This window comes from Kribbella sp. CWNU-51 (genome assembly GCF_054073265.1).
Genome location: NZ_JBSXMZ010000011.1, coordinates 14,814 through 36,562 on the forward strand (window position 1 = coordinate 14,814; position 21,749 = coordinate 36,562).

Below are 21,749 nucleotides of genomic sequence, written 5' to 3' on the forward strand. Positions count from 1 at the left end.
CCCGCTGTTGAGCGCGATAGGTTTCGATCGGTGCTGTCGTCTCGATCGAGGAGCCCTGAACGTGCACAGAATGCGCTGGCAGAAACCGCTCGCCGCTGCTGTTGTCCTGACCGCTCTCACCACCACGCTGACCGCGTCCGCGAAACCCGCGGTGGGTGGTGCATGCTCGCCAGACGCGACGTTCCTCGGGTTCAGCGACGCGCTGGACAAGACGACGTTCGACGGGCAACCGGTGGCCGGACTGTCCGCGCTGAACGTGACCGGCCGGCACAGCGCGGTGGCGCTGGTGGACAACGTCGCGACGACGCCGGCTCGAGTGTTCGATCTCAAGATCAACAGCAAGCCGACGTCGGTGAGCGTCGACGGGATGACGATTCTTCGCCGACCGGACGGGACGCCGTACAACGGCGCCGACTTCGACGGTGAAGGCCTGGTCGTCGAGCGGGGCGATCGAACCATTCTGGCGACCTCCGAGCGCGAGCCGTCGATCCGCCGCTTCCGGCTCTCCGACGGCCGGGAGATCGCGTCGCTGCCGGTCCCGTCCCGTTTCCAGGTCGCGCCGGCCGGTGAAGCGACGTCCAACGCGACCTTCGAGTCGCTCGCGGTCAGTGGCGACGGGCTGTCGCTGTTCGCCGGGATGGAGGGTCCGCTCGCGCCCGACGGCACCGACGCCGACGGCCGCACGCGCAACCGCATCATCCGGTACGCCGGTCTGCCGGGCCACGCTTACCGGCCGGTCGCGCAGTACGCCTACAAGCCGGACCCAGGGCTCGCGCTGGTCGAGCTCGCCTGGGTCAATCGGGACGAACTGGTATCGATGGAGCGCACGTTCACACCGGGTGTTGGCAACACCATCCGGGTGTTCACGGTGTCGCTACGCCGGGCCGCCGATGTGACGTCCCGGGCCTCGCTGGCGGATGCGCCTGAGCGCGTCTTCCTGCAGAAGAAGCTGCTGTTCGACCTGGTCAACTGCCCGCCGTCGGGCGCGGTCGCCAAGCAGCCGCAGCCGAACCCGTTGCTGGACAACGTGGAGGGCCTCGCGCTCGGTGGTTATCTGCCGGGTGGGCGGCGGCAGCTGTACCTGCTGTCGGACGACAACAACGGTGCCACCCAGATCACCCGCCTGTACTCGCTGGCGGTCGAGCTGCACTGATGCCGCAGGCAACCGGTGGCGTGATCGCGGTCAGCGGGTAACAATCTGTAGATGCGCGTGATCGTGGTGGGTGCGGGCGTGATCGGGCTGAGTTGTGCCGTCCGGCTCGCCGAGGGTGGGTACGACGTGGCCGTGTTCGCCCGCGACCTGCCGTTGGAGACGACGTCGGCGGTGGCGGCTGCGATCTGGTACCCGTACCTGTCGGCCCCCGAGGATCGCGTCGCCGCCTGGTCCAGGACGGCCTACGAGGAGTTCGCGAAGCTGGCGGAGCTCGAGCCGTCGGTGCGGATGCGGCACGGGCGCGAGTTCCTGGAGGAGCGGACGCCGGATCCGCGCTGGGCCGACGTACTGCCTGATCTGGCCCGGGTGCCGTCGCCGCCGGCCGGGTTCGTGGACGGATGGTCGTTCACGGCGCCGGTGATCGAGATGCCGGTCTATCTGCAAGCGCTGGTGAAGCGGCTCGAGCAGGCCGGCGGGACACTGACGCGCTCGGCGCTGTCCGCGCTGCCGACCTCGGCCGACCTGGTGGTGAACTGCACCGGCCTCGGCGCCCGGCTGACCGCCGCCGACCCGACCGTGACGCCGGTCCGCGGTCAGGTGATGACGGTCGACCAGTGCGGTCTGTCCGAGTGGCTGATCGCGGACCGCCCTCCCTACGACCTCACCTACGTCATCCCCCGCGAGAACGACGTGGTCGTCGGCGGCACCAGCCAGCCCGGCGACTGGACCATGGCCGTCGACCCCGAGACCACGGACCAGATCCTCGCCCGCGCCGCCGAACTCGTCCCGCAACTCCGCCAGGCGAAGATCCTCCGGCAGCGCGTCGGGCTCCGCCCCGCCCGCCCGACGATCCGCTGCGAGCTCGTCCGCACCCGCACCGGCGAGCCTGTCATCCACTGCTACGGCCACGGCGGCTCCGGCGTCACCCTCTCCTGGGGCTGCGCCGACGAGGTCTTCGAACTTGTCCAAAGCGTCTGATCACCTGGTCATCCTCGACGGCGGCCTCTCGAACGCGCTCGAGGATCACGGGCATGATCTGTCCGACGCGTTGTGGTCGGCGCGGTTGCTGAAGGATGCGCCGGAGGAGATTGCCGCGGTGCACCGGGCGTACTACGAAGCCGGGGCGATGGTGGCGACAACCGCCAGCTATCAGGCGAGCGTGATCGGTTTCGAGCGCGCCGGGGTGTCGCGGGGTGAGGCCGAGCGGCTGATCGCCAGCAGCGTGCGGCTCGCCCGCGACGTACGAGACGACCTGGGCGGCGGCGGTCGATTGGTCGCCGCGTCGGTCGGGCCCTACGGCGCGATGCTCGCGGACGGCTCGGAGTATCGCGGTCGGTACGGCGTGCCGGCTTCCGTCCTTCGCGACTTCCACGGGCCGCGGCTGGAGCTGCTGATCGGCGCCGGGCCGGATCTGCTCGCGGTCGAGACGATCCCGGATACGGACGAGGCCGAGGTGCTGGTGGAGTTGCTGGCCGAGCTGGACTTCCCGGCCTGGTTCTCGTACTCGATCGACGGCTCGCACACGCGCGCGGGCCAACCACTGAAGGATGCCTTCGCGATCGCCGCGATCGACCAGGTGGTTGCCGTAGGCATCAACTGCTGCCGGCCGGACGACGTGCAGCACGCGGTCGAGACAGCCGTCGCGGTCACCGGCAAACCCGCCATCGCCTACCCGAACAGCGGCGAATCCTGGGACGCCACCGCCCACCAGTGGACCGCAACCCCGACAACCACCACCCCGGCCGCCGGCCCCACCGCCGCCCCCACCACCGGGCGCGCCCTCGCCTCCCTCTCCCCCGGTTGGCGGCGGGCGGGAGCGGAGTACATCGGCGGCTGTTGCCGGGTCGGCCCAGCGGACATCCGCGCCCTGGCCCGCGCTATCGGTCGAAGCTAGTGCCGCGTCAAGCCAGGTTGGGTAATCCGGAGTGACCACCACCCGAAGTCAGCCGGGGAGGCCAGGTGTGGGGTTCACCCCTGATCTGGTCCCTGCACATCTGGTATGCGGTGGATAGAAGGGTGCAACCGCGAGGTTGACCCCTGATCTGGTCCCTTCACATCTCGTATGCGGTGGATAGAAGGGTGCAGCTGTGAACTGGTCCCCTGGAATTGGGCTCTACTACTGGATGTGTGGGCGAGGTCGGCCGGTGTGCAAGCTGGACAGGAGGTGTCGGTCCGGGGCGTTGGTCGGGCGTGGCATTCACGCCTGACCCCGGCCGGCCAGGCCGGAGCCAGGGCGGACACCTCCTGTTGACCTTGCACACCCCCAACCACCGTCCGCATGCCCGGGCTGCCACCGTCCGCACCCGACGAGCCCGCACCGGCGGGCGGCGGTGATTGCGCATTCGTCGTGCCCGCCGTAGGACCGGCACCGATCCCCGCGACCCGGACCGATCCCGGTCCCGGTCCCCGGGATCGGGGACACCAGCTGGGGACCTCGGACAAGCTGTGCCGTGTCCGAGGTCCCGACTACCTGTCCGAAGTCGCAGCAATCCCACCGCTCACCACCCCGGCGACGCAAGCATGCAGGAACTGCGGCGCCTCGGCGCCCTGGCGTCTGGTTGCCGCCGGCCGGGCCGGATATACCGGGAACCGACGGGCCACGCCCGGACGCCCGGTGCCGGCGCGGCCGGCCGAGAGCCGCGACCACACCGGGCGGGGCGGGGACCGGGTATTTCAGATCGCCGCCCACCAGGGACCGTCTCAAGTCACCGCACCTGGGTCCGCCCGGCGACCACGACACGGCCGGCCACCACCCACCAGTCCCGCCTTGGGCCTTGCGCCCGATCCGGCCGATCTCGCTGCGCCGCGCGAGTTCATCCGACACATTCAGCAGAAGAGCCGGTTGACCCTCGTACTTCTAGGGGGAACCCACAAGTTGCGGGGTCGACCGCTGCGATTGCCCCGGGGCGGAAAGCCACGTGCGGCAACGACCTCCACGCTTCTTGGCAGAGCTAGCTGGTGTCGCCTGGTTGGTTCTCGGCGTACACGATGAGCCTGTTCCCATCGGGGTCGGCGAGGTGGAAGACGCTGACGGTGCCGATGTCCTCCACCGGTCCGACCTCCCGTGCGTGCTCGCAGGCGAAGGCGTGCGCCGCGTGGATGTCCTCGGCGGGCAGCATCAGCAGCGGCCCGCCCGGCTGAAACGCGCCGCGGGCATGCGCATGACCGTCGAGGGTCAGCCCGGTCGGACCGTCCATCGGGACGTCGTAGATCAGTCCTTCATGGCTCGTCGCGGACGGCGGCACGCCGAGGAGCGCGCTGTACCAGCCGATCGCCCGCTGCATGTCGGTGACGTGGACGAAGACTGCGCCGATCCGGTTGTGGATCGGTGACGACGCATCGGCTGGCATGGTCACACTCCTAGGACCTGGCAGAGGAGGTCGAGGGCGCCGGGGTAGGCGTGGTCGGGTGGGGTGCCGTAGCCGACGATGACGGCTTGGCGGGTGGCCGGGGTCGGGTCGAAGTGGTACCTGCTGAGGCTGGCGAGGCCGAGACCCTGGCGGGCGGCGCGGGCGACGATGTCCTCGGCGTCACCCGGTACGTCGAGGAGGACGTGCATTCCGGCCGAGATGCCGGCGACCTTGACGTCGGGAGCGCGGACCGCGAGCAGTTCGACCAGGCGGTCCCGACGCCGGCGGTAGTGCAGGCGCGAGCGCCGGACGTGCCGGTCGTAGTGGCCGGAGGCAATGAATTCCGCCAGCGTCAGCTGGTCGAGCGTCGCGGTCTGGTAGTCCGCGGTCCGTTTGGCCTCGATCACCGGCTCGATCAGCCGCTGCGGCAACACCATCCAGGCGAGCCGAAGGCCCGGTGCGAGACTCTTGCTCGCCGTACCCGTGTACGCGACCCGCTCGGGATCGAGCGCCTGCAACGCGCCCACCGCCTGCCGGTCGTAGCGGAACTCCCCGTCGTAGTCGTCCTCGATCAGCACCGCCCCGGACTCCCGTGCCCATTCGACCGCCGCCGTACGACGCTCAGGCGCGAGCGGCACGCCCGTGGGCATCTGGTGTGCCGGCGTCAGCAGCACTCCTTGACCGGACAGCTCCGACACCTGCGCACCCAGCTCGTCCACTGGTACCGGCACGGGTTCGAGACCGCGCGCCCGGATCACGTCCCGATGCAGGCCGTACCCGAACTCCTCCACCGCCATCGTCGTACCGCCCTGGGTCTTGACGGCCTCGCTGAGCAGACTCAGTGCCTGCACATACCCCGAGCAGATCAGGATCCGCTCCGGATCGGCCCGGACCCCACGCGCCCGGGCCAGGTAGTCGGCGAGCACCCGGCGCAACTCGATCCGGCCGCGCGGATCACCCAGTCCGAACGCCTCGTTCGGCGCCGCGGGCAACGCCTTCCGCGCCGCGGCCAGCCACTCACCCCGCGGGAACGTCGACACATCGGGCGACCCCGGCGTCAGGTCGTACCGGAAACTCCTTGCCTCAGGCAACGTCGGTACGGCGACCGCCGGCGTGCTGACCCGGTTGGCGACGACCGTACCGGACCCCTGGCGTGCGGTCAGCCAGCCCTCGGCGACCAATTGCCCGTACGCGTCGGCGACTGTGTTGCGAGCGATCCCCAGATCGCGCGCGAGCGACCGCGACGACGGCAACCGCGTCCCGGCCGGCAACCGCCCGCTCCGGATCGAGTCGTGCAAGGCCCGGACCAGCTCGTTGCGTCCCCGTGCCGCGGCCAGATCCAGATGAAGATCCGCCCCGACCACATCGGAATCCTCCATGAGACTGGACCTTATCCCGCCGCGGTCAGCCCGCGACCAGTTCCTCGCTGATCTCCCAGAGCCGCCGCGCGGCCGCCTCGTCGTAGCTGCGCGCCGAGGACGCCTTGGGCTTGCCGTTGACGAAGTACTTTCCGGACACCTGCGCGAGACCCCGTGCCGACGCCAGGTGAATCGACGTGGCGGCACCCCTCGCCGGAGACTTCAGGAACGGCCGCAGCACCGGAACGACCACCCGCTGCACGCCGCTGGGGTCCTCGGCACCGAAGGCAGTGCGGACCACGCCCGGGTGCAGCGCGTTGGTGGTGATCGAGGTTCCCTGCAACCGCCTGGCGAGCTCGTAGGTGAACAGAATGTTGGCGAGCTTGGACTGGCTGTAAGCCCGGTCGCCGGAGTAGGACCGCTCCCCCTGCAGGTCCTCGAAGTCGATGCGCCCCGCGGTGTGTGCGTTCGAGGACACCGTGACCACGCGGGCCGTCCCGCTCTCCCCGAGCCGCTCCAGCAGCAGCTGGGTCAACAGGAACGGTGCCAGATGGTTGACGGCGAAGGTGCGCTCGAGCCCGTCGGCGGTGACGTGCCGGGTGTTCCAGTAGCCGCCGACGTTGTTGACCAGCACGTCGATGCGGGCGCGATCCGCGAGTACCTCGGCGGCCAACCGCCGTACCTCTGCCTGCGAGGACACGTCCGCGACGAACACGTCCACCTGCGCACCGGTCGCCGTACGGATCTCGTCTGCGGCAGCCTCGGCGCGCCCGCGGTCGCGACCGGTGATCGCGACGCGGGCGCCGAGGATGGCCAGGCCGGCGGCGGTCGCCTTCCCGATACCGCCGGTGCCGCCGGTGACCAGCACCGTCCGGCCGGCCATCGGACCCTCGTGGTCAGGTGTCATCTGCCTACTTGACCTCTGCTCGCATCACCATCCGGAGCCCGATCAGCAGCGGGATGACAAGCCAGACGATACCGGTGACGACGATGTTGGCCCACTGCTCGCCGGTCAGCGACTTGTCGAAGACGAACAGGCCGCTCTGCGCGAATTGGATGTCGACCCAGGGCTGCAGGTCGTGGAACCACTGCGAGCCGGCGGCCAGCAGGCTGAAGATCGTGGGCAGCAGGAAGGTGAGGACGAAGTACGCCACCACCGCCCCGATCGAGGCCCGGATCAGGACGCCCAGCATGAAGCCGATCAGCAGGCTCAGGACCATGCCGAGGACGTAGTACAGGCATTGGGTGATCGTCACGTCCCACACCAGCGTGGCGCCGGTGACGGCGGCGCCCAACAGGTTGCCGAGGGCCCCGACCGCGAACGTCAGTGCCATCGCCGCGATCGCGATGACGACCGACGAGATCGCCTTCGCGGTGATGATCCGGCCGCGGTGCGGGGTCAGCGTGAAGGTGGTCAGGCCGGTGCGCTGGCTCCATTCACTGGTGACGGCCAGGATCGCGACCAGCGGCAGGATGATCACCACCGGGAAGCGGATCGCGGTCGCGAAGGTGGAGTAGGTGAGTTGGTCCTCCGGGGCGAACAGGATGACGCCGGCGGCGGCCAGTACGGCGGTGATCGCGATGCTGGCGATCAGCCAGAAACCGGATCGGGTGTCGAACATCTTGCGGAGCTCGACGGCGATGATGCGAGTCAGCGGGACCGGCTGGACGACGGCTCGGCGCGGCCGGACGGCTTCTACTGCGGTGGCGGTCATGCCGGTGCTCCTTCGCGCTGGGTCGTGGAGGTGAGCTCGAGGAACATCTCCTCCAGGCCGGCGCCTTCGGCGGCCCGTAGTTCGGTGAGGGCGATACCCGACTCGAGCGCCACCGTCCCGACGAGCGCGGCGTCCGAGTCGGTCCGCAGCGCGCCGTCGCCGGTCGGGCTCGCGGTGAGTCCCCAGTCCGTCAGAGCCTGCTCGAGGCGGGCCAGGTCCACGGCGCGAACGATGGTGCCGGCCGCGTGCAGCAGTTCGGTCTTGGTGCCTTGGGAGACGATCCTGCCGTGGCCGATCATGACGATGTCGTCGGCGATGACCTCGATCTCGTGGAGGAGGTGCGAAGACAGCAACACCGTTCCGCCGCGGTCGGCGTACCCGCGGAGCAGGTCGCGCATCCAGCGGATGCCGGCCGGGTCCAGTCCGTTCGCGGGCTCGTCGAGGATCAGTACTTCCGGGTCGCCGATCAGGGCGGTCGCGATACCGAGCCGTTGCCGCATGCCGAGTGAGTACTCCCCCACCCGCCGGGAGGCCTCGTCCGGGGTCAGGCTGACCGCGGCCAGCATCTCCTCGACCCGGGTGCGCGGCAGGCCCATCAGGCGCTGGGCCAGGGTCAGGATCTCCCGGCCGGTGCGACCGGCGTGCTGCGCGGACGCGTCGAGCAGGACGCCCACCTCGAGCCCCGGGTTGGGCAGGTCCGCGAACCTCCGCCCGTCGATCGTGGCGGTTCCGGACGTGGCCCGGGTGAGCCCGACCATGATCCGCATCGTGGTCGACTTGCCGGCGCCGTTCGGGCCGAGGAATCCGGTCACCCGGCCCGCGGCGGCGGTGAAGCTGACGTCGTCGACCGCGAGGGTGGCGCCGTACTTCTTCGTGAGTCGCTCGACGGTGATCATGCGGACAGACCGGTGATGGCGATCTTGCCGCGGGTCCTGCCGGTGGTCAGGTGGCGCATCGCGTCCGGGACCTGGTCGAGCGGGTAGGTCCGGTCGAGGCTCGGGACGACCTTGCCGGCCTCGATGAGGGGGGTGAGCCGTTCGAGGTCGCTACCGCGTTCCTTGTTGACGAAGAAGGTCAGGCGCTGGCGCACGAACAGCGACAGGGCGAGCGCGCGGAACTGCCGGTTCATACCGCCGCTCAGGCTGCCGCCGTCCTCACCACCGGTGATGACGGCCGTCCCGGTGGGCGTCAGCGCGCGCCGGAGCCTCGAGAGCTTGGGGTTGCCGGCGATGTCGATGATCAGGTCGTAGTGGTTCCCGGTCTCGGCGAAGTCGTCGCGGGTGTAGTCGATGACGTGATCGGCGCCGAGCGCCCGGACCAGATCCAGCTTGGCGGTGCTGGCCACGCCGGTCACTTCCGCCCCCGAGGCCTTCGCCAGCTGTACGGCGTAGCTGCCGACGCCACCCGATGCGCCGATGATCAGGACGTGCTGACCGGCCTCGACCCGGCCGGTGGTCAACGCATCCAGGGCGGTGAGCGCGGAGACCGGGACCACGGCGGCCTGTTCGAAGGAGAGATTCGCCGGCTTGGGGGCGAGCTTGTCCTCGCGGGTGACGGCGTACTCGGCGAACGAGCCGGGTGCGACGCCGTACACCTCGTCGCCGACGGAGAACTTGGTCACCGCAGATCCGACGGCCTCGACCGTGCCGGCGACATCTCGTCCGGGCACGGGGTTCCGCGGGCCGCGGAACCCGAAGGCGAGCCGGAGGAGGTACGGCTTGCCCGTCATGACGTGCCAGGTGCCGCGGTCGAGACCGGCGGCGTGCACGTGGACGAGCACCTCCTTCGCGGCCGGTTCGGGCCGGGCGATCTGTCCGACCCGCAGGACGTCGGCTTCGCCGTACCTGTCCTGCACGATCGCCCGCATCGTGGTCGTGGTCGTGATGGCCATGGTGGTTCCCCCTGGTGTGCTGGATCTCGGAGCGTGTGCCGGATCTCGGAGCCCCCAGCGCCGATGGCTTTTCGTACTAAGTACGGCCAACGTATCGTACTTTGTACGAAACTGCTATGGTCCGGGGGTGGAAAAGTCCGTGCGCGACAGCGACGCACCGCGGGGACGCCAGCGGCTCAGCCGGGAGCGGGTGCTGAACGCCGCCGTCGGGGTGGCCGACGCCGGCGGGCTCGGTGCACTCACGATCCGCTCGCTCGCTCAGGAGCTCGGCGCGAAACCGATGTCGGTCTACTACCACGTCGCCGGCAAGGAGGCGATCCTCGACGGCATCGTCGACGTGGTCTTCGGTGAGATCGACCTGCCGTCACCCGGCGGCGACTGGCGCTCGGAACTGCGCCGGCGCGCTGCGTCCGCCCGTCAGGTGCTGCGGCGGCATCGCTGGGCGATCGGGTTGATGGAGTCGCGGACCGCCCCGGGCCCGGCGACGCTGCGCCACCACGACGCGGTCCTGGCCACCCTGCGCGCGGCGGGCTTCTCGCTGGAGATGACCGCGCACGCCTACGCCCTGATCGACAGCTACACCTACGGCTTCGCGCTCCAGGAAGCCGGCCTCCCGTTCGAAGGCCCCGACACCGTGGCGCCGGTCGCGGAGTCGATCATGGACCACTTCACCGCCGGCGACTACCCCCACCTCGTCGAGATGGCCACCGGCTATTACTTCAAAACCACCTACGACTTCGCCGACGAATTCGACTTCGGCCTCAACCTCATCCTCGACGCCCTCAGCGCATCCCTCCCGTCAGCAAATGGCGGCGACGCCGGTAGCGGGGACCTGCACCGATGACTTCAGCGTCCGGATCCGGCCGATCATCTCCTTCGTACTCGCGTCCTGCTCCAACTCGGCACACACCGGCTGTTCGGCCTGCTCGAAGAGCTGTGTGGCCGGACGCCTGCTGGCTGCATTGGCCCCTGGATCTTGGTGGGAAGTGGACCAGGGGGTTGGGCCGGTGTGGTCATAGCGTGGGGGTATGAGTTCAACGATGACGCGGCGGGTGAAGCTCGCCACCGTGGTTCCTGATTTCTACAAGGCGATGATCGAACTGGATGCGGTCTCCGATCGGGGGCTGGACCCGAAGCTGGCTCACCTGGTGCGGATCCGGGCCTCGCAGATCAACGGCTGCGCGTACTGCACCGATATGCACTCGCTGGATCTGCTCCACGTCGGCGACGACCAGCAGCGGATCACCTTGCTGCCGGTCTGGCGGGAGGCGCGGAAGTTCTACTCCGAGCAGGAGCAGGCCGCGCTTGCGCTGACCGAGGCGATCACGCTGATCAGCGTCGACCATGTGCCGGACGAGGTGTACGACGTTGCCGCGCAGGCCTTCGACGAGAAGGACCTTGCACAGTTGATCGCATTGATCATCACGATCAACATGTGGACCCGGGTGGGCGTTACCGGAAGGATGGAGCCCGGCCACTACAAGCCGAGCTGAGTCCCGATGACAGCCACAGCCGAACAATTCCGCGCCCTCCACCACGGCGGCACTCCCCTGGTCCTGCCCAACGCCTGGGATCCGGTGAGTGCCCGGATCATCGCCGAGGCCGGCTACCCCGCTGTCGCCACGAGCAGCGGGGCGGTCGCCCGCGTCCTCGGGTACGACGACGGACAGTTAACACCGCCCGCCGAGATGTTCACTGCCGTCGCTCGGATCGTCCGTGCGGTCGACGTACCGGTCACCGCCGACATGGAGGCCGGGTACGGCTTGCCGGCCAAGGAGTTCGTCGACAGGTTGCTCGAGACGGGCGCGGTCGGCTGCAACCTCGAGGACTCGGTCGGCGGTCAGTTGACCGACCCGGGCCGGCACGCCGACTACCTCGCCGAGGTTCGCGCCGCTGCGGGAGCCGACCTGGTCATCAACGCCCGCATCGACACCTTCGTCCGTCCCGGCGCCGACCAGGCCGGCGCGGTCGATGATGCGGTGCGCCGGGGCCGCGAGTACCGCCGGGCCGGTGCGGATTGCGTGTACCCGATCATGGCGCCGACAGACCAACTGGCCGCGGTGGTCGAGGGCGTCGGTGGACCGGTCAACGCCCATGCGGCACCGGGCGGACCGACGGCCGCCGAGTTGGTGGGCGCCGGGGCCACGCGCATCTCGTACGGCACCAGCCTGCACAAGCACCTGATGGATTCGCTGCGGGAACTGCTTCCAACGCTGGCGTGAGGTGATGGGCCGTCCTCAGGACGGCCCATCACTGTGCCTGATTGCGTACACCAGAGCCCAGTCCTGGTCGTTGGCGAGCGGATCCGCCACGTGGGCGGGCTGTCCGTTCACACAACTCGGATAGACGAAGGCACACGTCGCTGAGCCGTCTGCCGCGAAATTGGCCAGGTTCGCGCGAAGAATCGCGTCGGCCGCCGCATCCAGCCAGGCTGCTTGCTCGGTGTCCACGAGCTCGCGCGGCCAAGCGGCGTACACCGCTGCACTCAGGACGGACCAGTAGTGCGGGAAGACGTCGCCCCACAACCGCAGCCGCCCGAACCAGTACCCGTCCCAGTGCCGGATCGGCACGTGTCGCAGGCGTACGTCGGGCTGGTCCGCAGCGAACGCGGTCAGCCAGGGCAGGCGACGGCTCAGCTCGGCGCCATCGATCTCGTCGGGCGCCGTCCGGTACGCCGCCACCAGGAGCTCGAGGAGCGGCGCGACCATCGACTGCTCGTAGTTGACCTCGTGGGGCGGCAGCTCATCGCCGTACTCGATGAAGGTGCGCGCATGCCGGACCAGATGGTCACGCAGACCGAGTTCGCTGAGCAGTGGACCGAGGTCGAAGGCGAGGAAGTGGTCGCCCCCGAGCTCGTAGTACCGGTTGAGGATGCGGGTCGCTCCGGCTCGATCACCTTGACCGAGCAAGAACCGCGCGAACCACGGGAAGTTGTAGAGCCGCACGGCGGTCTTGTGGATGCTGTCGTCGTGAACTGTGCCGTCCGCGTCGACGAGGTGCTCGCGGACGAACTGCTCATACCCGGCGAGCGCCTCGTCCAGCTCCGCCCTGTCGCCCCAGCCGCGGGCGCGGACCTCTTGCAGGAGAAGCGCCATCCCGATCCGTTCGCGCGCGTCGGACCAGTCCCGCCAGGCGCCGGACAGCACAGTCAGGCCGCTGTCGTTGTCGTAGGGCACGAAGGCGTACTTGCGGCTGTCCGACAGCTCCGGACGCCGCTGCCGGTCGAGGACGAACCGCACCCGCCGCTCCGCGATCTCCTGCAGTGGTTGATGAAACAGTACGGCGATCCGCGCGGCCCGCTTGCCGTCGGTCGCGTCGACGTACATCACCCCGGGCTCGTCGCTGCCGACCTCGCTCGGGCCGGCGCCGGCGAGCTGGATCGTCTCACCCACCTCCGCAGCCAAGTGGTCGGCGTTGATGAGTGGTTCACGATCCGAGTGGAACGCGGGCAGGTCGTCGTACCAGGCCAGCTGCCAGGTCCAGCGATAGGACTGGCCGGGAGCCAGTGACACAGCCGGCTGACCGCCCATCGCGTGCGGCGCGCGGGCGTGGTCGGTGACGTGGAGGTAGATGTGGCCGCGGACGTTGCTGCTGGTCCCGGGCTCGCGCGACTCGATCGAGTACGCCCACAGCTCGCCCTCCTTCAGCTGCAGGCCGAGCCCGGGACCGCTGCCGTCCATCGGGACCGCCCACACCCACGCGTCGGCCCCACCGGTCCAGACGTGCGCGTGGACAGCACCCGTCAGGCTCTCCCGGCTCGACGTGTAGACGTCGCGGTACGGCGTACTGATCGCGAGGGAACCGATCTCGACGGGGTCGGCCGCGGTGTTGCGGAGCTCGTAGGTCTCGGTCCACTGATCCCCGAACCGGCGGCCGACGCGCAACTCCAACTCGCCGAACTGGTAGAGCAGGTCGATCCCGGTCTGCCGCCAGCGGACCATCGCCGGGCTGTCGAAGCGATGGCTGCCGCGGTCGGTGATGACGAAGCCCTTGCCCCAGGCATGCAGGCTGTCGTGCACCGGTCCGTCGTCGAGGAGCACCCGCCGACCGTCCGGATGCACGACCTGCTCGACCGCTCCGTCGTCCCCGACGTGGACCGTCCCGGCACCGCAGCGAAAGATCTCCACGATTCGTCAACCTATCGATGTCGAGGATCGGCAAGCGGCTCCGTCCCCTTGATGAGAACACCTCCGAGTGGAAGGTTCAGCACCATGACCAAGGACGAGATCGCCGCGATTCTGGCCAAGCCGTACGCCCAGCAACTGCTCAACGGCCCCGAGCCGGCCCGCTTCGCCTACGACGGTCTCGACGGCGACCCGCGGGTGATCCCGATCGGCTTCTGGATCGAAGGTGAGCGGATCCTGATGGGGACGGTGCCGAAGTCGGCCAAGGTCGCGGCGCTGCGGAAGAACCCGAAGGTCGCCCTCACCGTCGACACCGGCGCGTTCCCGCCGAAGGCGCTCCTGATCCGCGGCACCGCCGAGGTCGAGCTGGTCCAGGGCGTCCCGGAGGGCTACCTAGCCGCCGGCCACAAGGTGATGACCGACGAGCAGTACCCCGAGTGGGAGGCCGGCGTGAAAGGCCTCTACTCCGAGATGGTCCGGATCACGGTCACCCCCACCTGGGCCAAACTCCTCGACTTCGAAACCACAATCCCGAAGTCAGTCGAAGACCTCATCAAGGAGAAGTCGGCGGGTTGAGTCCAGGCACATTCTCGGCGAGGCAGGCCGGGGATTGTGGACTCTTGGGGCATCCTGGGTGGTGGTATACCAATCAGGAGAGCCGATGAGTGAGAGTCGAGAGTCCGAGACGGAGCGGGTGACGCGGCGGCTGCGGGGCGAGATCCTGGACGGGGTGCGCCTACCAGGGGAACGGCTCGTCGAGCGCGAGGTGGCCGGGGCGCTGGACGTCAGCCGGGTGCCGGTCCGGGACGCACTCAAGGCCCTGGTCGCCGAGGGGCTGGTGACGTTGCGACCGCGGTCCTGGGCCGTCGTTCGCGAGTTCACCGACTCCGATATCGCCGATCTGAACGAGGTTCGCGCCGCGTTCGAGCCACTGACGTTCCGGCTCGCGGCCGAACGCCGTACCCGCGAGGGTCTCGACCGGCTGCGGCGGACCTTGGACGAGCACATCGTTGCGGCCCAGGCACGCGACTCCGTCCTGGCCCGGCGGAAGGCCGCCGACTTCCACGAGATCGTGACGGAGTTGGCGTCCAACGAGCTCCTGGTCGAGATCGAACGCCCGCTGCGCAGCCGAATGCGCTGGCTGATGTCGCAGCACGACGATCTGCCGGCGGTCGCGAGCCAGCATCAGCAGTTGTACGCCGCGATCGCGAACCGCGATGTCGCCGAGGCCGAGCGGCTCGCCGTCGAGCACCTCGCCCACTCCCAGGCCCTGCTGCGGGCCGGCCGGGGCTCATCTTCATTTGGTATACCATCGGATCATGACCTTCCTGCGGCTCGCTGACGTCCGCCCTTGGGGTGGCGACCTGGTTGATCTGGTGATCGCCGACGGCGTGATCACGGACATCACCCCGGCCGGTACCGCGGCTGACCAGGCGGAGCGTGTTGACGGGCGCGGCCTGCTGGCGCTTCCGGGGTTCGTCAACGCCCACGCGCACGTCGACAAGAGCTGGTGGGGCCAGCCATGGGTCTCGTACGGCGGTCAGCCGACCACCCAAGGTCGGATCGCCCACGAGCGCGCCGAGCGGGACAAGTACGGAATCCCGAGTGTCGCCGGTGCCACCGCGGTCCTGCGTGAGTTCCTCAGGCACGGTACGACGGCCACCCGCACCCACATCGACGTCGATCTCGGGGTCGGGTTGCGCGGTATCGCCACTGTCCGCGAGGCCGTCGCCGCACTCGACGGCGCGGTCGAAGTGGAGATCGTCGCGTTTCCCCAGGACGGCGTACTCCGGCGTCCCGGCGTACTCGACCTGCTGGACCAAGCCGCGGCAGCGGGCGCCACGAGTATCGGCGGCCTCGACCCGGCGTCGATCGACCGCGACCCGGTCGGTCAGCTGGACGCGCTGTTCGACATCGCCGTCCGACGAGGTGTCGGGATCGACATCCATCTGCACGACGGCGGTCAGCTCGGCGGATTCCAGTACGAGCTGATCATCGAGCGCACCCGGCAGGCCGGTCTCGCGGGGGAGGTGAACGTGTCCCACGGGTTCGCCCTCGGCGAGCTGTCCGCGGCGCGCCAGGCCGAGCTCGTCGACGAGCTCGGCGCGGCCGGGATCTCGTGGACGACGGTGGCACCGGTCGGTTCGGCGCCGCTCCCCTGGCGCGAGATGCGTACGGCGGGCGTCGCGATCGGCCTCGGCACCGACGGCATCCGCGACCTGTGGTCGCCGTACGGCGACGGCGACCTGCTGCAGGTCGCCCGCGGTTTCGCCCGGCTGCACGGGCTGCGCACCGACGAGGACCTCACGTACGCGGTCGAGCTCGCGACGACCGCCGGCGCACGGTTCGTCCATCGCGAGAACCATGACCTCGTCCCGGGAGCACGCGCGGACATCGTCCTGATCGACGCCGAGAACGTGCCGGACGTACTCGTCCGTGCGCCTCGCCGGGAACTGGTCGTCGCCGGCGGACGGATCGTCGTCCACAACGGCGAACTCCAGATGTGAATACCCGGCGCACCGCGGTGGTCGGGCGGACACTCGGTTCGTTGCGAGAGAACCGCCCGTTCCGGCTGCTCTGGTTCTCCAACCTGTTCTTCTTCGGCGGCGTGTGGACGCAGACGCTCGTCCTGGGATGGCTGGCCTGGGAGACCACGCACTCCGACTTCCTGCTCGCGGTGTTCGGCGCGGTGCGGTTGGCGCCGTTGCTGCTCGGGCCCTTCGCCGGGGCGTTCGCCGACCGGCACAACCGGGTCCGGTTGCTGGTCATCGCGTGCTCATGGGCGCTGGCGGCCGTCAGTGTCGTGGCCACGCTCGCGTCGCTCGGCAGAGCGTCGTACGGCGTACTGCTGATCGGCGGCCTCGCGCTCGGGCTCGCGCAGTCACCGTCGCAACCGGCGCGGGCCTCGCTGGTGCTCGACCTGGTCGGGCGTCAGAACCTCAGTAACGCTAATGCGCTCAACTCGATGGCGCTCAACATGACGCAGGTCATCGGCCCCGCAGCCGGCGGCCTCTTGATCAATGCTGTCGGCGCGCCGGCCGCGCTCTGGGTCTCGACGATCTGGTACGCCGTTTCGCTCGTCCTGCTGCTGCCCTTACGCGGACTCGGCCAGGTGGTTCACGAGCACACCGGCTCCTCGGTCCGGATGGTCGTCAGCGGGCTGCGCGCGATCTGCCGGAACCGCATGGCGGCAACGGTTCTGCTGGTCACGCTGGCCGCGAACACCCTGGTGTGGCCGATCGCGCAGTCCTTCATCCCTGTCTTCGCGCAGGAGTCGCTCGGGCTGGATGCCGCGGGCCTCGGCTGGCTGCTGACCTGCAGTGGTCTCGGCGGCCTGACCGGCTCGCTGGTGATCGCCTGGCTCGGCGACTTCCGCTTCAAGGGCGGCGTATTCGTCTTCGGCACTGCGGCATGGGGCGCGTTGTGGGCTCTGTTCGCCGTGTCCCGGACTCCGGCGGCGTCGTTCGTGCTGATGACAGGTATCGGAGTGCTGAGCGCGGCGTTCGGTGTCCTGCAGACCACGCTGCTGCTGATGACCACCGACGTACGTCTGCACGGCCGGGCCCTGGGAGTCCAGGAGCTGGCCATCGGCGTCATGCCCGTCACGTCCCTGATTCTCGGCGCCTTCGCGCAGCACTTCGGCATCAGCGCGACCGCCTTCCTCAGTGCGACCCTGCTGGTCCTCCTGATGTTCGCCTTAGCTGCGTGGACCCCTCAACTCCTCCGCTACGGCGGTCAGGACCACCACTTGCCGTCGCGGGACAGCGCGTCGGAGGTTTGACGAGTGGTGTCGAGGGCGTCCAGTGCGGCGATGGAGTCGTCGTCGAGCTCGAAGTCGAAGACGCCGAAGTTCTCCTTGATGCGTTCCCGGTGGGTCGACTTGGGGATGACCGACAGGCCCTTCTGCATGGCCCACCTGATCAGGACCTGCGCCGGCGTACGTCCGGCTGCGGACGCGATGCGGTCGACGACCGGATCCCCGAGGTGCCGGCCGGTGCCCAGCGGGCTGTACGCCTGGGCGACGATGCCCGCTTGCTCACACGCTTCGACGAGACCCGCGCGGTACTCGAACGGGCTGAACTGGATCTGGTTGACCGCCGGCTGGATCTGGCTCACCTTGAGCAGCTCCTGGATCTCCCCGGCGCTGAAGTTCGAGATCCCGATGCCCTTCGTCAGACCGGCTTCGCTGGCCTGCTCCATCCCGGGCCAGGCCCACGTCGGCCCACCCTGCGGCCAGTGGATCAGGTAGAGGTCGAGATAGTCGGTCCCGAGCCGCTCCAGACTCTTCGCCGCCTCGGCGTGCGGGTCCCGGCCACCCGGGTAGAACTTCGTCGTGAGAAAGATTTCCTCCCGGGGTACGCCGCTGTTCCGGATCGCCCGCCCGACGCTCGACTCGTTCCCGTACGCCTGCGCGGTGTCGATCAGCCGGTAGCCCTCTTCGAGCGCCCACTCGACCGCCCGCTCACACTCCGGGCCGTCCTGCACCTGCCACACCCCGAGACCCACCAGGGGGATCTCGGTGCCGTTGGAGAGCGTCCGCGTCAACTGAGCGTCGTTAGCAGCCATGCTCTTCTTCTACCACGTCAGCTCGACAATCCGTCGCGAAGTCCACGATCAGCCGGGCCAGCTCGCCGGGCTGGTCCTCCAGGGGCACCGACTTGCGGAACCGGTCAGCGACTCCGCGGCACCCAAGGTGTACTTCTTGTCCACGCCGGCGATGAAGCGCCTGGCGTCTCGCCCCGGCCTCCTCAGCCTGCCTCTGAACCACGGAAGGGCGCGTCCGCGCCGGCAGCCAGGACGTCCAGCGCCGCCTGCCGGCCGGTGTCGACGGCTGTCTGGAGCGGACCCGGCCGCCGCTCGGTGCGGCCGATGCGCACACTCCCCAACGGCGGGCGGATCTGCAGCGTCGCAGGGTGGGACGCCAGGAGCCGCTCCTCCTCCGCCCGGATCTCCACGCGACGCAACCACGGATCCAGCGCACCCGGCGCGTGCCGAGCGAACCATCGTGACATCAGCATCCGTTCCGCCCGGGACGGAGCCGACTGGGTCTCGTCCATGCGCCGAGTACGAAACGCGACGATGTGCGTGGCCTTCTGGTCGAGGGCCGTGCCTACCGGCGTCCCTTCGCTGAGCCCGGCGTCGACGTACGCTCGTCCGTCGATCTCGACCGGTTCGCCGGCGAGCAACGGCATCGCCGCCGAAGCCCGGAGCGCGGCCTGGAGACTGGCCTGGTCGTGGATGTGCCCGTGCAGGTCGGCGGCCTTGCCGGTCAGAGCGTCCGTGGCGATCGGGTGGAGCTCGACGGGGTTGTCGAGAATCTCCTGGAATCCCATCGGCATGATCTCGGTGTAGACGGTGTGCACGAGGTAGCGGGTGTCCACCACCGGCCGGCCGCGCCGCAGGACGCGTCTCGGATTGATGGTCGTCCCCATGATCATGGGATCCCACCAGGCATGCATGGTGCTTTCAGCGCGGCCGCACAACAGCCAGGCCGCGTTGAGCGCTCCGGCGGAGCTTCCGTAGACGGCATCGAAGCTCGGCAACAGTCCGAGCTGCTCGATGGCGATCGTCATCCCGCTCGAGTACGCACCGCGAGAGCTCCCGCCCTCGACAAGCAGCACCAGGCGGGCGTCGTCGCTGCGGCGCCCGGGCGTACTTCGCTGTTCCTGACGCTCACGCAGCAACTGGAGGACGGTGTCGGTCACAGCTCCTTTATACCTCGTTCTGTATCGTCGTTCCATAACGTTGGTTCGGATGCACCGGCGCATGCTACGGTCGGGTCGTGCCCCGGCTGAAACAACGCACCGAAGCGCTCCACGAGCGCGGCCTGGCAAGCGCGCTGGCAGTGCTCGACGAAGCGGGCGTGGCGGGCCTGACCACCCGGACGGTCGCCCGCCGCGCGAATGCTTCCGTCCCGGCGATCTACGAGGTTTTCGGCGACAAGGCGGGGCTCGTCCGGGCGGTCTTCTTCGAGGGCTTCCGGATGCTGGCTGACGAACTCTCCGCACTCCCCCCGGCCGCGGACCCACTCGAGGCCCTGCGAGGTCTTGCCGATGCCTTCCGCGGCTTCATCCAGGCGCATCCGGTGCTCGCCGAGGTCATGTTCTCCCGGCCGTTCGCCGCCTTCGATCCCACGCACGACGAGACCAAGGCCGGTGTGAAGGTCCGCAGGATCTTCGTGCAGCACGTCCGCGACGCGGTCGATGCGGAGCTCCTCACCGGCGATCCGACCGACATCGCCCTCGTCTTCTTCACCTTCGTCGAGGGCCTGGCCGCAGCCGAGAACGCGCACCGGCTGGGAACGTCGAAGCAGTCCATCAACCGCCGCTGGCGTCTCGGCGTCAACGCCCTCCTCAACGGCTTCCGGCCACCCACATCGAGTTGAGGGTGTGGAGCGTCGAGGTGACGGAGACCGGTGCAGTCGAACTAAGGACGACGCCTCGGCCGGTCGGCAGGTAGCAGCGGGAGATCGAGACTTCGCCGTCGTTGGCGAACAGCTCCAGCGAGGTCCGGTCGATGAGGACCTGAACGGTGCGCAGTGGGCCGGAGACGGCTTGGGGCTCCGCGCCTGAGGTCACCTTGTCGCTGGTGAGGTGGATGGGCGTGCCGGAGACGTTCAGGGTGAGGGTCGCGTCGGGTGGGATCGCTACCTCGAGGTGCAGGTCGGCTTCGAGTTGATTGGTGGTGAGGGCCTGGTCGTGACCCGGCTTGACCAGGCCGGACCACTGCCTGGTGCCGGAGTGCAGGGTGGCCAGCTCGCGTACCGGCGTACGGAAGAGGTGTGGGCGGCCGTCGAGGGTGCGCAGGGTGAGCTCGCACGGGAACGTGACCTGCTGGTTGAACGGCATGTCCGGATAGACCCCGTCCCGCATCCAGGCGGCCTGGATACGGCGGCCGTCGCCGGTCTCTGTGTTGTTCCAGGTCTGGGTGGCGTAGAAGTTGAGGCCGGCGTCGGACAGTACCTGCTCGGACTCCTCGGTGAATCGCGTCCCGTCGAAGTCGCCGACCGAGTACTTCCCATCTCCCCGCACCAGCACCCACTTGGTCTCGCCGCCGTCCAGCGGCAACTCGAAGAAGTCGGGGCATTCATAGCTGTTCGGCACGACGTTGCCGGTGTCGCTCCAGTGCAACAGGTCGGTCGAGGTGAGCAGGTGATACTGCTGATCGCCGTACAGCATCATCACCCAGTGGTCGCCCGCGTGGTAGCGGAACACCTTCGGGTCGCGCTCGGCCATCGTCATGATCGGGTTGCCGGCGTAGTGCTGCCAGGTGCGCCCCTTGTCGAGGCTGAACGACAGACACTGACTCCGGTTGTCGTTGCGCGACCAGAAGGCAACCATCGGCGGCTCGGCCGGATCAGGTGACAGGCCGGACGTGTTGCCGTAGTCGATCACCACCGACCCGGACTGCACACCCGTGTCCAGCGATTCCTCGAAGAACGCGGGCCGCAGCTCGGTCCAGTGCACCAAGTCGTTGCTAACGGCATGGATCCAGCACTTGTTCCATCGCTGGTCGAACAGGTGGTACTCGCCGTCGCAGTACACCAGCCCGTTCAGGTCGTTCAGCCAGCCCTCCTGGCGCATCCCCGGATTCAGCCGATCCATCACGAACTGCCGCGCCGTGAAGTGATACCGCGGCCGCCACCGCTCGCCGTACAACGGCTCGGTCGCCACCGGACGTACGTCGGGATGGTCGGTCTGCACCACATAGCCGACGATCACGTGACCATGAGCCCGATCAACCACCTGCAACCGAGCCCGCCGACCGGCGTACTCCCGCACATCCCAACTACCCGCGACGAGAGTGTCACTGTTCCGCCCGGTCGCACTCCGCACGACTTCCCCACCCACCAACAAGTTCAGACAACACACGAACTCGTAGTCCCCACCACTCACGCCGTACGCAACGAAATCCCGCTCGATGACGAACTCCGGCGAGGTAATCGGCCGATCCCCGTCACCCCGCATGGCGCCACCCGCTGCTGGCTCCACCACGCCTCCTCGCCTGCCTGAACCCCATTCGCCGTGAACACTACCGACGCCCGGTCCCTACAAACCTCGCCTCTTCATAACCGCTCGTGATGGCGGACCGCTGGCACTCACCAACCTGCAGTTTCCGGTCGAGTGCTGTCTGATGCGAGCGTGGCCGGGAGTCATCG

21 protein-coding genes are annotated in these 21,749 nt (G+C 68.9%); 11 read left to right on the forward strand and 10 right to left on the reverse strand.

Annotated features, from left to right (window positions below; all coding sequences use genetic code 11):
• Window positions 1–70 precede the first annotated feature (70 nt).
• Genes ACXC9Q_RS15665 through mmuM form a run of 3 tightly spaced genes read left to right on the forward strand, consistent with a single transcriptional unit; the run spans window position 71 to window position 3,047 of the window.
• Window positions 71–1,153: an esterase-like activity of phytase family protein gene (locus ACXC9Q_RS15665; RefSeq protein WP_457057237.1), complete on the forward strand. Its 1,083-nt coding sequence runs from the start codon at window positions 71–73 to the stop codon at window positions 1,151–1,153.
• A 51-nt stretch (window positions 1,154–1,204) separates the two neighbouring features.
• Window positions 1,205–2,131 (forward strand): FAD-dependent oxidoreductase, encoded by a 927-nt coding sequence (locus ACXC9Q_RS15670; RefSeq protein WP_457057238.1) that lies wholly within the window; start codon window positions 1,205–1,207, stop codon window positions 2,129–2,131.
• Window positions 2,115–3,047 carry a homocysteine S-methyltransferase gene (mmuM, locus tag ACXC9Q_RS15675; RefSeq protein WP_457057239.1) on the forward strand — a complete coding sequence of 311 codons (933 nt, stop codon included), beginning with the start codon at window positions 2,115–2,117 and terminating at the stop codon, window positions 3,045–3,047. Before ACXC9Q_RS15670 ends, mmuM begins: the two co-directional genes overlap by 17 nt.
• Before the next feature lie 1,057 nt (window positions 3,048–4,104).
• On the opposite strand, the gene ACXC9Q_RS15680 is transcribed toward mmuM, so the two are convergent.
• Genes ACXC9Q_RS15680 through ACXC9Q_RS15705 form a run of 6 tightly spaced genes read right to left on the reverse strand, consistent with a single transcriptional unit; the run spans window position 4,105 to window position 9,467 of the window.
• Window positions 4,105–4,503, reverse strand: a complete 399-nt coding sequence (locus ACXC9Q_RS15680; protein WP_457057240.1) for a VOC family protein — start codon at window positions 4,501–4,503, stop codon at window positions 4,105–4,107.
• A 2-nt stretch (window positions 4,504–4,505) separates the two neighbouring features.
• Entirely contained in the window at window positions 4,506–5,882 is a 1,377-nt protein-coding gene (gene pdxR, locus ACXC9Q_RS15685) for a MocR-like pyridoxine biosynthesis transcription factor PdxR (RefSeq protein ID WP_457057241.1), read from the reverse strand.
• A 25-nt stretch (window positions 5,883–5,907) separates the two neighbouring features.
• Window positions 5,908–6,768, reverse strand: coding sequence for an SDR family oxidoreductase (locus ACXC9Q_RS15690; RefSeq protein WP_457057242.1), 861 nt, complete (start codon window positions 6,766–6,768; stop codon window positions 5,908–5,910).
• Between the two features lie 4 nt (window positions 6,769–6,772).
• Entirely contained in the window at window positions 6,773–7,576 is an 804-nt protein-coding gene (locus tag ACXC9Q_RS15695) for an ABC transporter permease (RefSeq protein WP_457057243.1), read from the reverse strand.
• A complete protein-coding gene (locus tag ACXC9Q_RS15700) occupies window positions 7,573–8,472 on the reverse strand; it encodes an ABC transporter ATP-binding protein (RefSeq protein ID WP_457057244.1) in 900 nt (299 codons plus the stop codon). Before ACXC9Q_RS15700 ends, ACXC9Q_RS15695 begins: the two co-directional genes overlap by 4 nt.
• Complete coding sequence (locus ACXC9Q_RS15705; RefSeq protein ID WP_457057245.1) at window positions 8,469–9,467, reverse strand: NAD(P)-dependent alcohol dehydrogenase; 999 nt, start codon at window positions 9,465–9,467, stop codon at window positions 8,469–8,471. The genes ACXC9Q_RS15700 and ACXC9Q_RS15705 overlap by 4 nt, the downstream gene beginning before the upstream one ends.
• A gap of 127 nt (window positions 9,468–9,594) precedes the next feature.
• Here ACXC9Q_RS15705 and ACXC9Q_RS15710 point away from each other — a divergent pair, with 127 nt between their 5' ends.
• The 3 genes from ACXC9Q_RS15710 to ACXC9Q_RS15720 all read left to right on the forward strand — a co-directional run bounded on the left by ACXC9Q_RS15710 (window position 9,595) and on the right by ACXC9Q_RS15720 (window position 11,689).
• Window positions 9,595–10,311, forward strand: a complete 717-nt coding sequence (locus tag ACXC9Q_RS15710; RefSeq protein WP_457057246.1) for a TetR/AcrR family transcriptional regulator — start codon at window positions 9,595–9,597, stop codon at window positions 10,309–10,311.
• Between the two features lie 184 nt (window positions 10,312–10,495).
• Window positions 10,496–10,960 carry a carboxymuconolactone decarboxylase family protein gene (locus ACXC9Q_RS15715; protein ID WP_457057247.1) on the forward strand — a complete coding sequence of 155 codons (465 nt, stop codon included), beginning with the start codon at window positions 10,496–10,498 and terminating at the stop codon, window positions 10,958–10,960.
• Between the two features lie 6 nt (window positions 10,961–10,966).
• Window positions 10,967–11,689 carry an isocitrate lyase/PEP mutase family protein gene (locus ACXC9Q_RS15720; protein WP_457057248.1) on the forward strand — a complete coding sequence of 241 codons (723 nt, stop codon included), beginning with the start codon at window positions 10,967–10,969 and terminating at the stop codon, window positions 11,687–11,689.
• A 15-nt stretch (window positions 11,690–11,704) separates the two neighbouring features.
• Here the strand turns inward: ACXC9Q_RS15720 and ACXC9Q_RS15725 are convergent, their stop codons facing one another.
• Window positions 11,705–13,594 carry a hypothetical protein gene (locus tag ACXC9Q_RS15725; protein ID WP_457057249.1) on the reverse strand — a complete coding sequence of 630 codons (1,890 nt, stop codon included), beginning with the start codon at window positions 13,592–13,594 and terminating at the stop codon, window positions 11,705–11,707.
• Between the two features lie 84 nt (window positions 13,595–13,678).
• On the opposite strand from ACXC9Q_RS15725, the gene ACXC9Q_RS15730 reads away from it, so the two are divergent.
• The 4 genes from ACXC9Q_RS15730 (at window position 13,679) to ACXC9Q_RS15745 (ending at window position 17,372) form a co-directional block, all read left to right on the forward strand.
• On the forward strand, window positions 13,679–14,167 hold the full coding sequence (locus tag ACXC9Q_RS15730; protein WP_457057250.1) for a pyridoxamine 5'-phosphate oxidase family protein: 489 nt from the start codon (window positions 13,679–13,681) through the stop codon (window positions 14,165–14,167).
• A gap of 85 nt (window positions 14,168–14,252) precedes the next feature.
• Window positions 14,253–14,933 (forward strand): GntR family transcriptional regulator, encoded by a 681-nt coding sequence (locus tag ACXC9Q_RS15735; protein ID WP_457057251.1) that lies wholly within the window; start codon window positions 14,253–14,255, stop codon window positions 14,931–14,933.
• Complete coding sequence (locus tag ACXC9Q_RS15740; RefSeq protein WP_457057252.1) at window positions 14,911–16,098, forward strand: amidohydrolase; 1,188 nt, start codon at window positions 14,911–14,913, stop codon at window positions 16,096–16,098. Before ACXC9Q_RS15735 ends, ACXC9Q_RS15740 begins: the two co-directional genes overlap by 23 nt.
• Before the next feature lie 41 nt (window positions 16,099–16,139).
• Window positions 16,140–17,372 (forward strand): MFS transporter, encoded by a 1,233-nt coding sequence (locus ACXC9Q_RS15745; protein ID WP_457057253.1) that lies wholly within the window; start codon window positions 16,140–16,142, stop codon window positions 17,370–17,372.
• Here the strand turns inward: ACXC9Q_RS15745 and ACXC9Q_RS15750 are convergent.
• Together ACXC9Q_RS15750 and ACXC9Q_RS15755 are read right to left on the reverse strand one after the other, a co-directional pair.
• Window positions 17,327–18,157: an aldo/keto reductase gene (locus ACXC9Q_RS15750; protein WP_457057254.1), complete on the reverse strand. Its 831-nt coding sequence runs from the start codon at window positions 18,155–18,157 to the stop codon at window positions 17,327–17,329. The two genes, ACXC9Q_RS15745 and ACXC9Q_RS15750, sit on opposite strands and share 46 nt — an antisense overlap.
• A 182-nt stretch (window positions 18,158–18,339) precedes the next feature.
• Complete coding sequence (locus ACXC9Q_RS15755) at window positions 18,340–19,296, reverse strand: patatin-like phospholipase family protein (RefSeq protein WP_457057255.1); 957 nt, start codon at window positions 19,294–19,296, stop codon at window positions 18,340–18,342.
• 77 nt (window positions 19,297–19,373) lie between these two features.
• On the opposite strand from ACXC9Q_RS15755, the gene ACXC9Q_RS15760 reads away from it, so the two are divergent.
• Window positions 19,374–19,976, forward strand: a complete 603-nt coding sequence (locus ACXC9Q_RS15760) for a TetR/AcrR family transcriptional regulator (protein ID WP_457057256.1) — start codon at window positions 19,374–19,376, stop codon at window positions 19,974–19,976.
• Here ACXC9Q_RS15760 and ACXC9Q_RS15765 read toward each other — a convergent pair.
• The gene (locus ACXC9Q_RS15765) at window positions 19,945–21,582 is read right to left on the reverse strand and encodes a hypothetical protein (RefSeq protein ID WP_457057257.1); all 1,638 of its coding nucleotides are present in this window, start codon (window positions 21,580–21,582) and stop codon (window positions 19,945–19,947) included. The two genes, ACXC9Q_RS15760 and ACXC9Q_RS15765, sit on opposite strands and share 32 nt — an antisense overlap.
• Window positions 21,583–21,749 lie beyond the last annotated feature (167 nt).

Excerpts from the sequence above, each read along its gene's own strand:
- ACXC9Q_RS15665 (WP_457057237.1), top strand. The coding sequence starts at position 71 with ATGCGCTGGCAGAAACCGCTCGCCGCTGCTGTTGTCCTGACCGCTCTC.
- ACXC9Q_RS15670 (WP_457057238.1), top strand. The coding sequence starts at position 1,205 with ATGCGCGTGATCGTGGTGGGTGCGGGCGTGATCGGGCTGAGTTGTGCC.
- ACXC9Q_RS15680 (WP_457057240.1), bottom strand. The coding sequence starts at position 4,503 with ATGCCAGCCGATGCGTCGTCACCGATCCACAACCGGATCGGCGCAGTC.
- pdxR (WP_457057241.1), bottom strand. The coding sequence starts at position 5,882 with ATGGAGGATTCCGATGTGGTCGGGGCGGATCTTCATCTGGATCTGGCC.
- ACXC9Q_RS15690 (WP_457057242.1), bottom strand. The coding sequence starts at position 6,768 with ATGACACCTGACCACGAGGGTCCGATGGCCGGCCGGACGGTGCTGGTC.
- ACXC9Q_RS15695 (WP_457057243.1), bottom strand. The coding sequence starts at position 7,576 with ATGACCGCCACCGCAGTAGAAGCCGTCCGGCCGCGCCGAGCCGTCGTC.
- ACXC9Q_RS15700 (WP_457057244.1), bottom strand. The coding sequence starts at position 8,472 with ATGATCACCGTCGAGCGACTCACGAAGAAGTACGGCGCCACCCTCGCG.
- ACXC9Q_RS15705 (WP_457057245.1), bottom strand. The coding sequence starts at position 9,467 with ATGGCCATCACGACCACGACCACGATGCGGGCGATCGTGCAGGACAGG.
- ACXC9Q_RS15715 (WP_457057247.1), top strand. The coding sequence starts at position 10,496 with ATGAGTTCAACGATGACGCGGCGGGTGAAGCTCGCCACCGTGGTTCCT.
- ACXC9Q_RS15720 (WP_457057248.1), top strand. The coding sequence starts at position 10,967 with ATGACAGCCACAGCCGAACAATTCCGCGCCCTCCACCACGGCGGCACT.
- ACXC9Q_RS15730 (WP_457057250.1), top strand. The coding sequence starts at position 13,679 with ATGACCAAGGACGAGATCGCCGCGATTCTGGCCAAGCCGTACGCCCAG.
- ACXC9Q_RS15735 (WP_457057251.1), top strand. The coding sequence starts at position 14,253 with ATGAGTGAGAGTCGAGAGTCCGAGACGGAGCGGGTGACGCGGCGGCTG.
- ACXC9Q_RS15740 (WP_457057252.1), top strand. The coding sequence starts at position 14,911 with ATGACCTTCCTGCGGCTCGCTGACGTCCGCCCTTGGGGTGGCGACCTG.
- ACXC9Q_RS15750 (WP_457057254.1), bottom strand. The coding sequence starts at position 18,157 with ATGGCTGCTAACGACGCTCAGTTGACGCGGACGCTCTCCAACGGCACC.